General features: G+C 71.0%; 8 protein-coding genes. 5 read left to right on the top strand and 3 right to left on the bottom strand.

Features of this window, described 5'->3' with window-relative positions:
- The first annotated feature begins 2 nt into the window (after window positions 1-2).
- From FHX82_RS29615 to FHX82_RS29605, 3 genes are read left to right on the top strand one after another with little or no spacing between them, the layout of a single operon-like run.
- Entirely contained in the window at window positions 3-1,004 is a 1,002-nt protein-coding gene (locus tag FHX82_RS29615; RefSeq protein ID WP_145932780.1) for a hypothetical protein, read from the top strand.
- A 12-nt stretch (window positions 1,005-1,016) separates the two neighbouring features.
- Window positions 1,017-1,460: a GAF domain-containing protein gene (locus tag FHX82_RS29610; protein WP_145932781.1), complete on the top strand. Its 444-nt coding sequence runs from the start codon at window positions 1,017-1,019 to the stop codon at window positions 1,458-1,460.
- A 9-nt stretch (window positions 1,461-1,469) separates the two neighbouring features.
- The gene (locus tag FHX82_RS29605) at window positions 1,470-2,654 is read left to right on the top strand and encodes a VanZ family protein (protein WP_229881005.1); all 1,185 of its coding nucleotides are present in this window, start codon (window positions 1,470-1,472) and stop codon (window positions 2,652-2,654) included.
- 399 nt (window positions 2,655-3,053) lie between these two features.
- Here FHX82_RS29605 and FHX82_RS29600 read toward each other — a convergent pair whose 3' ends face one another.
- Entirely contained in the window at window positions 3,054-4,214 is a 1,161-nt protein-coding gene (locus FHX82_RS29600; protein WP_145932782.1) for an AAA family ATPase, read from the bottom strand.
- Window positions 4,215-4,475: 261 nt separating this feature from the next.
- On the opposite strand from FHX82_RS29600, the gene FHX82_RS29595 reads away from it, so the two are divergent.
- Complete coding sequence (locus FHX82_RS29595; protein ID WP_145932783.1) at window positions 4,476-7,364, top strand: S8 family serine peptidase; 2,889 nt, start codon at window positions 4,476-4,478, stop codon at window positions 7,362-7,364.
- Between the two features lies 1 nt (window position 7,365).
- On the opposite strand, the gene FHX82_RS29590 is transcribed toward FHX82_RS29595, so the two are convergent.
- Together FHX82_RS29590 and FHX82_RS29585 are read right to left on the bottom strand one after the other, a co-directional pair.
- A complete protein-coding gene (locus FHX82_RS29590; protein WP_145932784.1) occupies window positions 7,366-9,483 on the bottom strand; it encodes a DUF8728 domain-containing protein in 2,118 nt (705 codons plus the stop codon).
- Window positions 9,484-9,644: 161 nt separating this feature from the next.
- Window positions 9,645-10,331: a TetR/AcrR family transcriptional regulator gene (locus FHX82_RS29585; RefSeq protein WP_145932785.1), complete on the bottom strand. Its 687-nt coding sequence runs from the start codon at window positions 10,329-10,331 to the stop codon at window positions 9,645-9,647.
- A 101-nt stretch (window positions 10,332-10,432) separates the two neighbouring features.
- On the opposite strand from FHX82_RS29585, the gene FHX82_RS29580 reads away from it, so the two are divergent.
- A partial coding sequence (locus FHX82_RS29580) for an SDR family oxidoreductase (protein WP_183176907.1) occupies window positions 10,433-11,132 on the top strand: 700 nt, incomplete at its 3' end.

The raw sequence follows: 11,132 nt of genomic DNA, 5'->3' as shown, positions 1-11,132 counted from the left end.
CCATGGAACTGGGGCGGGTACTGGCGGCGGTCACCGGTGAAGCCGCCGCGGCGGCGGACGGGGTCGAGCGGAAGTTGTTCGACGCCTCCGGCGCCGAGGCGTTCCTCGCCGTGCCGTTCGTCCGGCTGAGCAGGCAGTCGGGGGAGCGCAGCCTCGTGTCGGGGCAGGCGCGGGTGCTGTCGGCGGCGGGCGCGCCGGAGGTGACGGTGGCCGTGCGGGCCGTGTGGGCCGAGACCGGCGGCTGGCACCTCGAATCCGGCTCGGACGGGCACGTCGTCGCACTGGAGGTCCCGCCACCGGACGAAGCCGACCCCCGCGCCGCGGTCGTCCAGGTGGCGAAGGCGATCGCCGAGTCCTCGCGCAACGAGATCGCGCACGTGCGAGGACTGCGCTACGAGCTGGAACGCCAGCTGGCGGAGCTGCTGGCGAAGCGTCGCCACGGCACCCTGCGCCCGCTGCTGGCGCAGCTCGTCGAGCTGTCCACCGCGCTCGGCCGGGTGCGGGACCAGGCGCAGGAAGCCGTGCGGGACGGAATGTGGATCTGGCTGTGGGACGAGGACGCCTACCGCGGCGGGAACGGCGCCGCGTGGACGACCACCTACCGCGCGGGGTTGCGGCACTGCGAGGTGATCGACCAGCAGCTGGCGGAGGAGATCTCGCGGCTGCACTCGCTGCTGTCGAGCATGTCGGCGTTCGCGGTCGCGCAGGACTCCGAGGCGCAGGACCGGTTCAACCTGATGGCGGCCGTGGTCGCCGCCGGACTCGGCCTGCCCGCGTTGATCCTTTCCCTGTACGGCGCGGATTCCTACCTGCCGTTGAGCTCGTTCGACCACGCCTGGCGCGCGCTGCTGCCGATCGCGGTCACGGTCGGCGTCGCGACCACCGCCGCCGTGCGGTTCCTGCCCGGCCTGTCCCGCGGCCGCCACTACGCCGCGGCGCTGGCGGTCGCGGCGGTGCTGGTCGGGATACTGTGGTTCGCGGGCGCGCTGGCCGTCCGGGGATGAGGAGCTGACTGGATGACCGAGCTGTCCGCAGTGGAGGAGAAGGTGCGCGCCGAGGTCGGGGCGCGGCTGTTCACGGTGCTGGCCTGGGTGCCGCAGCGGCGCGCGATGCGGCGGGTGTACAGCAGCCATCCCGAGCAGTACCCCGTCGGCGGCGAGAAGAGCGTCGAGATCCAGGGCGGCTGGCTGGAGCAGTGCATCGTGCGGCAGGAGCCGTTCTTCGGGCCCGACCGGGCGGCGGTGCGCGGGGTGTTCGCCGACCACGAGCTGATCGACTCGCTCGGCTGCGGGGCCGTGATCAACGTGCCGGTGGTGGACGAGGGGGAGACGCTGGGCACGCTCGCGATCCTCGACGCCGAAGGCGCCTACGACGAGGCTTCCGTGGCCGCGGCGGTGCGGCTGGCCCCGCTCGCGGTGCCCGCGCTGCGCGCTCTCGCCGGCGAGGGGGAAAACCCGTAGGACCGTGGCTTGGCGGGAACCCACCCGGGGTACTCCCGCCCCGTGGTCACCACGTACCTGCTCCCCGTCACGACTGCCGTCGCGCTGTTCCCGCTCGTCGCGCTGGTCATCATGATCCCCGCCGCCGTCGTGAGCTACCGGCGGCGCGGCCGCGCGGGCGGCCGCACGGCCGTCGTGTTCTACGCGTTCGTCTTCTACCTGCTCGCGATCGCGATGCAGACCGTCGTGCCCCTGCCCGACGGCAGCGCGTACTGCTCCGCGCCCAGCTACGCGAGCAGCCCGCAGCTGCGCCCGTTCTACTTCGTCGAGGTGGTCGCGCAACGCGCGCACGGGCACTGGGGCCCGCTCGCGCTCCTGCACAATCCCGCGGTCTGGACCACCGCGCTCAACGTGGTGATGCTGGCCCCGCTCGGGATCTTCCTGCGGTACGCGAACCGGATGCGCTTCCTGCCCGCGGTGCTCATCGGGTTCGGCGTGTCGCTGTTCTTCGAGCTGACCCAGCTGACCGGACTGTGGTTCGTCTACCCGTGCCCGTACCGGCTGTTCAGCGTGGACGACATGATCCTCAACACCGCGGGCGCCGCGGCGGGCTGGCTGCTGGCCGGACCGCTCATGCGGATCCTGCCGGAGCTCGACCACGAACGCGACCGCCGCCGGTTCGCGGCCAAGGTGACCGTGACGCGCCGGCTGTTCGCGCTGGTCACCGACCTCGCCGCGTTCACCGTGCTGCTCGCCTTCGTGTTCGGGCTGCTGACCCTGTTCGGGGAGAGCCTCGAACACCGGCGCACGCTGATCGTGATCCTCGGGCTCGTGTGGTTCGTGCTGGTGCCCACGCTCACCGGCTCGACGTTCGGCAAGCGCGCGATGCTGCTGCGGGTCCGTCGCGTGAGCGGTCGTCGCGCCGGGCCGGTCTCGCTGGCCGTGCGCAACACGATCCTGCTCTCGCCGTTGTGGTTGCTGTGGCTGCTGCTCGGCCTCGACTGGAACCTGCGTGCCCACCCCGAGCAGCTGCTGGTCCCGATCGGGCTGCTGGTGGCGGTGCTGGTCGTGGTGGTGTGGTCGCCGCTGGCGGTGCTCCTCGATGCCGAGCACCGCGCCCCGTACGAACGCCTGACGGGCACCGTCAACACGGCGATCGTGCCCGCGGAGAGGAGTGAGCCGGAGCCGAAGGAGCCGGTCGGCAGCTCGGCGTAGGTGCCATGCCAGACGGCTCTGGCCGTCACCGGCTCCCGCGGCTGGGCTGTCAGGTCGACTCATCGACTCGTCGTACCGATCTGTCCCCCGCGCGAGGCGCTTCTTGACGGTACCTTCCTCCACGCGATCCAAGCAGTTCCGATCTTGGTCGCTCAGTTCTGTCGTGCCAGGCTCTTCGGTTATGGAACCGAAACGCCCCTGCCTATATTCAGCGAACTCCGCGCGCACCGCGGTTTGGTGCTGCGAGTAGATGGTCACAAATTGCCCTTTCAGCCGATGGCTTACGGCGAGGCAGGTCGGCAAGCATGAGAAGTTTGAGCAGTCAAAGGAGAGTCGGTCCGTGTGCCAAGAAGGCCGTGCACGGCAGCGCCAGGAAACGTTCACGTCCTCTTCCTTCCTTCAGCGCTTCGGCCAGTGCCAGGCCGGGCGGTCGAGCACGCCCTGCCCCGCCGGGACTGTCGCGCCGAACTCCTTTTCCAGTTCCACCACGGAGGCTTCTTCGAGCGCCCGCACCAGCACCCGGGAGTGTGTGACGACGACGAGCTGCGTGCGCTGGGCCGCGGTCAGGATCAACGCGGCCAGCGCGGGCAAGAGATCCGGGTGCAGGCTGGTCTCCGGTTCGTTCAGCACCAGCAGTTCCGGTGGCCGCGGGCTCAGCAAAGCCGCCACCCACAGCAGGTAGCGCAGGGTGCCGTCGGACAGCTCGGCCGCCGCGAGCGGGCGGAGCAGGCCGTGTTGTGAGAACCGCAGCTCGAACCGGCCGCCGGTGCTGGTGACGTCGACGCGGGAGCGGGGGAACGCGTTGTCGATCGCCGTGGCCAGGGCCGCCCGGTCGCCGTACTCCTGGATCGTGCGCAGCGCCGCGGGCAGGTCGCCGCCGTCGTGGTCGAGCACCGGCGTACGCGTGCCGATGCGGATCTGCCGGGCGGGCGCGTCCGCGTCGGTGCGGAACTGGTCGTAGAACCGCCACGAGCGGATCCGCTCACGCACGATGAGCAGCTCCGGGCACGCCCGCGGATCGGCGAACTCGCTGAGCATGCTGTCGGTGAGCCCGATCCGGAACGTCTCCGGCGACCAGCCGCCGGTCTCGTCCCGGGTGCGCACGCCCGGACCGCCCCGGTCGGCGAGCAGGTTCGGCGGTCGCAGCACAGGTCCGGACCACAGGCACTCCCGTTTGAACTCCGGATCGAGGGCGAACGCGGTGGTGTCCGGCTCGACCGAGGGCAGCCCGAGGTCGAGCGCGTACCCGAACTCCTCCCCGGAGAACCCGAGCCGCAGGCCCACCGGTTTCGACCGCACCGTGCCCTCCACCGGCGACCGTCCTTCCCGCACCGCGCGCCCGATGTTCTCCGGCCCCGCCCACAGCGTCGAGGGCAGCCCGCCCTCACGCGCGAGCGCCGCGACGGCGCCGTTGCGGGACGCGTCCGCGAGCAACCGCAACGCCCGGTAGAGGCTCGACTTCCCGCTCCCGTTGGGTCCCGTGACGACGGTCAGCCGGGCCAACGGCAGCACGAGGTCCCGCAGCGAGCGGTAGTTCTGGACGGCGAGGGTGGTCAGCACGCGTCCGACGCTAGCCGGGGGCACCGACAAAAACCGGAGCCCGCCGCGAAGACCGAACGGGCAGCTCACCGCGGATGGGAGGGAATTCCGTTGCGCTGAACGGACTACGACTTCCGGAGCGGGGCGGAAAATTTCTCCCTTGTGTCACCCGAACGGTGCTATTGATCGATTTCTCCCGGGACTTAGCTGTCCTGAAGCCGGTGATCACCGGCGCCGATCCAGCGTGAGTCGGGGCACGCGCCTGAAGTCGGAGGAACGCTCGTGCATCGAACCCGTTCCCAGCGAACTCGCAGAGCGAGAGCACTGGCCTGCGTCGCGGTCCTGGCCGCCGCGCTCGGCCTGGCGAACCCCGTGACGGCTGCGGCGGCGCAGTCTCCGGACACCGTGGACACCACCGCACTGAGCCAGATCGCCGCCCTGCAGGCGATCAAGGCCGGGGCCACCAAGACCGAATCCAAAGTGGACAGCAACCTGCTCGTCCGGCAGAAGCTGCAGACCGGGCGGCTCAACGCGAACGCGCTGCCCAAGCTGCAACCGCAGGCCGGGAGCACCGCGCTGGTGGACATCCGCGCCACCAAGGTCACGCCCGACCTGATCACCGCGCTCACCAAGGCCGGCGCGGGCGTGCGCGCGGTGTCCGACCACTACGCCAGCATCCGCGCGGAAGTCCCGGTCGCCGCCGTCGAGGCCATCGCCGCCCGCGCCGACGTGAAGCGCATCGAGGCGGCCGACCAGGCGATGACGCAACACGAGCTCACCACGCCGGTGACCGCGCCCGCCGAGACCAAGCAGCAGAAGGCGGCCCGCATCCAGGGCGAGCTGCAGAAAGCGGTTTCCGCCAAGACCCGCGCCGCCGCGACCACCATCACCAGTGAGGGCGACCGCGCCCACAACGCGGACCTCGCGCGGCAGGAGTACGGCGTCACCGGGGTGGGCGTGAAGGTGTGCGCGCTGTCCGACGGCGTCGACTCGCTCGCGACCTCCCAGGCCAAGGGCGAACTGCCCGCGGTCGACGTCGTCCCCGGTCAGGAGGGCGACGGCGACGAGGGTACCGCGATGCTGGAGATCATCCACGACCTCGCGCCCAACGCCTCCCTCGGCTTCGCCTCGGCGTTCAACTCCGACGCCAGCTTCGCCGACAACATCCGCAAACTGCGCTTCGACCGGCACTGCGACGTCATCGTCGACGACGTCATCTACTACAAGGAGTCGCCGTTCCAGGACTGGATCATCGCCCAGTCCGTGAACGACGTGACCGCCGACGGCGCGCTGTACTTCTCCTCCGCGGGCAACGAGGGCAACGTCGCCGCCGGCACCGCGGCCCACTGGGAGGGCGACTTCGTCGACTCCGGCCGGCACCTGGCGAAGTTCGTGGGCACCGCGCACGACTTCGCGGGCGGGAACGGCACGCAGATCTTCGAGCCCATCTCGGACGCGTCGTCGGCATCGGTTCCGGTGACGCTGCACTGGTCCGACCCGCTCGGCGCCGCGACCGACGACTACGACCTCTACCTGCTCGACTCCACCGGCGCGGTCGTCGACTTCAGCCAGGACGTGCAGGACGGCACCCAGGACCCGTTCGAGCTCCTGTCGACGCCGCTGTTCGGCGGCAGCGGCCTGCGGCTCGCGATCGTCAAGTACTCCGGCCAGGACCGCTACCTCTCGCTTTCCGCGCTGCGAGGCCGGTTCTCCGACTCCAAGGATGGGCTGAAGGCGTACAACACGCCAGGCGTGACGGTCGGGCACTCGGCGGCGAAGGACGCGTTCAGCGTCGCGGCGGCCCCGGCCGCGGCGGCGTTCGGCAGGGCGCTGGAACCCGGTGACCCGGCGAACCCGACCGGCCCGTACCCCGGCTCGTTCTCCTCGGCGAGCAAGGCCGAACGGTTCACTTCGGACGGTCCTCGGCGCGTGTTCTACGAGGCCGACGGCACGCCCATCACCCCGGGCAACGTGTCCTCGACCGGCGGCGAGGTCCGGTTCAAGCCGGAGATCACCGCGGCCGACGGCGTGAAGACGAGCGTCACCGGGTTCAGCCCGTTCTTCGGCACCTCCGCGGCGGCGCCGCACGCCGCCGCGATCGCCGCGCTCGTGCTGTCCGGCAACCCCGGACTGCCACCGGCGGACGTGCGGGAAGCGCTGCTCGCCACGGCGGTCGACATCGAGGCACCGGGGCCGGACAACGTGACCGGCAACGGGATCCTGCTCGCCGACAAGGTGCTGGCCTACACCGGCGCCAGCCCGCAGCCGTACGTCGTGGCGCAGGAGCCGTCCGTCGTGCCCACCGACGGCGGGACGGCGCTCGACCCCGGCGACACGGCCACCGTCCGGCTGCCGGTGACCAACACCGGTGACGGCACCGCGGTGTCCACCAGTGTCGTGCTGACCAGCCCGACGCCCGGCGTCACGATCACCCCGCGGGCCAAGGCGTACGGCACTATCAGCCCAGGCCAGACGGGCGTGAACGACTTCACCGTCACCGTCCCGGCGAGCCAGAAACTGGGACAGCCGGTCGTCCTCGACGCGCGCGTCACCTTCGCCGGGGCGTACTCGCCGACGACGACGTCGTTCTCGCTCCAGGTCGGCACGCCGTCGCCGGTCGTGCACGACTTCGCCTACACCGGTGCTCCGGTGGCGATCCCGGACAACAGCCCGCTCGGCGCCTCGGTGTCGATCCCGGTGTCCGGCGTCGGCCAGGCGTCGAAGGTGTCCCTGTCGATCGACGGCACCACCTGTGGCACGGACGCGACCTCGGCCGCGGTGGGCCTGAACCACTCCTACGTCGGTGACCTGGTGGGCACGCTGACCTCGCCCACCGGTGCGCAGGCCACGGTGTTCCAGCGCAACGGCGCGAACGGGCACAACCTGTGCCAGGTCGTGTTCGCCGACAGCGCCGCCACCGCGTTCAGCACGGTGACGGGGACCAGCGCGCCCTTCACCGGCACCTGGCGCCCGGTGACGCCGTTCGGCGCGCTGAGCGGCACCCCGGCGGACGGCACGTGGACGTTCGCGGTGGCCGACGTCGCCCCGAGCGACACCGGCTCGCTGCGGGCGGTTTCGTTGCACATCAACGGTTACACCCAGCCGGCCGCGGCTTTCCGCCCGGCCGCCCTGCGACCGGTGACGAGCCACGGGCCGGTGCATCCGCTGTAGGTCACTGGGTGAGCCAGTACCCGTAGGAGATGTAGTCGGGGTAGGGGTTGAGCATCGGCCGGGGCTGGCGCACTTCGATGCGCAGCTCCGGCCCGGTGACCAGCTCGGCCGGGATCGTGAACTCGGCCGTGTGCCACGTGCCGGGCTGCCCGTTGTCACGCACCCACGTGCCGGCGGGCAGCCCGTTCACGAACACCTTCCCCTCGGGAACCGTGCCGTGCATGGCGATCCGCGTCGCGAGTGTCGCGGGCCTGCCCGGCACCACGCCCGTCATCGTGAACGCCTCACCACCGACGATGTGGCGGCCGCTGTCGACGATCTCCCCGTCGCGGGTGAGCGAGCTGAACGGCTGCATCCCGTTCTGCGCGGGCAGGTAGTCGTACTCGTGGGCCTTCTCGTCGTCGAGGAACCCCACGTTGAGGTAGTCCCGCAGCTCGCCGGAAACCGGTGGCACGTCGGCGTTTCCGGCCCGGCTCCAGTCCGCGCGGGAGACACTGAACTGCCGGAAGGGCACCGCGAGGATGCCGCGCAGGTCCGGCGGCGTCTGCACGTCGAAGCTCGCCTCGGCGGGCTGCACGAACACCCCGGCGTCCTTCATCGGCCGCATCGACGGGCCCGGCCCGGTGTCGTAGGTGGCGAACCAGTCCGGCCGCTGCCGCGGCGGCAGGTGCCGCAGCGCCTCGTACAGCGACCCGATCTCGTTGTTCGCCGCCTCGGCGAGCCCGTTGGTGCCCAGGCCGAGCAGGTCGACCACGTGGTGACCGCCGAGGTACGCCACCGCGCCGACGTCCTTCACCGCCACGTTCGCGTCCGGCGGCAGGTTTCCCTTGATCCACGCGGCGTACGACACGTCGGTGTCCCGGATCGCCGCGGCGGCCCGTGCGTAGCGCACCGACCACATCGGCAGCGCCACGACGGAGAAGACCAGCACCACGGCGAGCGCGGCATGCAGCGCGACCCGCCGGGCACGGGGACGGCTCAGCAGCCGGGCCGCCCCGGCGACCCCGGCGACCACGAGCAGGAGGAACACCGGCAGGAACGGCTGGAAGTACCGCAGCTCGTGGAACAACGCGGTGTTCAAAGTGGACAGTGACAGCACCACGCCCAGCAGTCCGGCTAGTATCGCGATCAGCAGCGGCCGCCATCGCCGCGTCGACGCGAGGAAGGCCGCGCCGGCCGCGAAGACGAGCAGACCGCCGGGGAACGTGAAGTCCTGCCCGCCGAACCCGAGGAAGACGCCCAGCAGGTCCCGCAGCGTCTGCGTGGTGCGGTCGGCGAACTGGCCGAAGTAGAACACCGGCTGGTCGTGCAGCAGGGACTTCGACTGCACGCCGTTCGCCGACGCGGTGCCGGTGGCCAGGCGGTAGAACAGCAGCTGCGCCACCCCGACGGCGGCGGGCAGCAGGCTCCACAGTACCCGCCACACGGTCACTTTCCGCTGGGTCCACAGTGTCCAGAGCACGGCGCAGGTGATGGCACCGGCGAAGATCAGCCCTTCCGGCCGGACCAGCGCGAGCAACGCGGCCACGAGCGGCGTCCAGCGGAAGCGCGCCGCCGGTTGCTCCGCGGTGAACGCCACCAGCAGCCCGGTGACCAGCACCATGACGAGGCCGACCTCCATGCCGCTGGCCGCGCCCCACGCGAGCGGCCCGCTGACCGCGACCAGCACGCCCGCCCAGGCGCCCGCCGCCGGGTGCACGAGCCGGGACCCCAGCACGGACGTGAACGCCGCGCTGATCGCGAAGCAGACGACGTTGAACGCCACGGCGAACGCGAGGAAGAACGGGCCGTGGAAGCCGATCGCGTACGCCGCGCCGAGCACGAACGCGTACAGCATGCTGCTGGCGCCCGCGCTGATGTCGTCGCCGGTGTTGAAGCGGAAGAACTGGCCGGTGCCGAGCTGACGGCCGTACTGAAGGTGGATGTAGACGTCGTCGAGTGGCGCGAACAACCTCCCGCTGTTCCACGCGAGCGACACCGCGACGAACCCGAAGCCCACCACCAGCGCGAGCACGGCCGTCCACAGTGTCGGTCCACGCCGGACTCCCCAGCGCCGGCCGGGCGCCGGAACTTCCGGTAGCTCCCCCGTTTCCGGTGAAGCGGCAACCACCTGTGTCACGCCAGTTCCTTTCCCCCAACCCCGGGCGGCTACCGGAACCCCCAGTGCACGTACCGGAACGGCACGCCGTGATCACCATAGCGGGGAAGGAAAAATGCGCTTCTACTGCGTCCCTTTCGCCCGATTGAGGGAGATTGCGATCACGCGATCGAGTGGCTCGGTCAACTCTCCCGAGCGATCCGGTCGAGCCAGTGACGCAGGAGCGCGGTCTCCGGCGCGTCGAGCGGACCGTCCTCTTCGGGCAGGAGCGCCGACAGTTGCATCGCGACAGTGGCGAGTTTCGCGTCGTTTTCGGACGCGGGCGCGGTTTCGGTGAGCACGCTGCCGAAGACGGCGTCGCGCACGCGGTGCGACAGCCCGGGATCGCGGTAGGTCTCCGGCTGGGTGACGAGGTTCAGCGCGACGCCGATGTTCGCCGACATGATCGCCTGCGCGGCCGCGTCCGGCGTCGTCCGCAGCCGGCCGGCCGCGGCGCAGCGGCCGAGTATTTCGAGGAGCAGCCGCAGCGCCTCCTGTGCGGCGGCGGGCACGGCGTCGAAACTGGGGGAGTACATCAGCCGGTAGACCGCGGGATGCGCGAGCGCGAAGGCCACATGCGTGTCCCAGCCGTTGCGCAGGTCGGCCACTGGATTGGGTGAACCCTCCGCTGCCCGCTTCGCCGCGAGATAACGCTCGAACCCGTAGTCCACCACCGCCTTGAGCAGGCCGTTCTTGTCGCCGAAGAGCCGGTACAGCACCGGTGCCCCGACTCCGACCGCCTCGCACACCGCGCGGGTGGCGATGTCCCGGTCGGGTGAGGCGTCGAGCAGCTTCTCCGCGGCTTCGAGCATCTGGGTTCGCACGTCCATGCCTCCAGGATAGCGGTGATACGAACGAGGGGTAGCGCAAGTACGACACTGGTGATAACGTTGCTATCGGTTGATTGGATCAACGTTACGGAGGCAGTGGGATGAGCACCGAACGAGTGGCGATCGTGACCGGCGGTTCCCGTGGGATCGGCCGGGCGGTGGCCGAGCGGCTGGCCCGCGAGGGGTACGCGGTCGTGGTGAACTTCGCCGGGAACAAGACCCAGGCGGACACCGCGGTCGAGGCGATCGAGCAGGCCGGCGGCCAGGCGATCGCGGCCCAGGGCGACGTCGCGGACGAGACGGCGGTCGCAAACGTTTTCGACCAGGCGGAAGAGCGGTTCGGCGGGGTGGACGTGGTGGTGCACGCGGCGGGGATCATGCCGCTGGCGCCACTGGCCGAGCTCGACCTGGCCGTGCTCGACCGGGTCCTGCGGACCAACGTGCGCGGCACGTTCGTCGTGGACCAGCAGGCCGCGCGGCGGCTGCGGGCGGGCGGCGCGATCGTGAACTTCTCCAGCTCGATCACGCGGTTCTCCCGCCCCGGCTACAGCGCGTACGGCGCGAGCAAGGGCGCGGTCGAGGCAGTGACCCTCACCCTGGCGCGGGAGCTGCGCGGCCGGGACATCACGGTCAACGCGGTCGCCCCCGGCCCGACGGCCACCGAGCTGTTCTTCGAGGGCAAGAGCGACGAGCTGGTCGCCAACATCGCCGCGGAGTCGCCGCTGGAGCGGCTGGGGCAGCCCGTCGACATCGCCGAGATCGTCGCGTTCCTCGCCGGGCCCGGGCGCTGGATCAACGGCC

The sequence above is a fragment of the Amycolatopsis bartoniae genome, from assembly GCF_014191255.1.
GTDB classification, from domain to species: Bacteria; Actinomycetota; Actinomycetes; order Mycobacteriales; family Pseudonocardiaceae; genus Amycolatopsis_E; species Amycolatopsis_E bartoniae.
The sequence above is the reverse complement of the archived record's forward strand: the minus strand, read 5'-3'. Positions and strand labels throughout refer to the sequence as shown.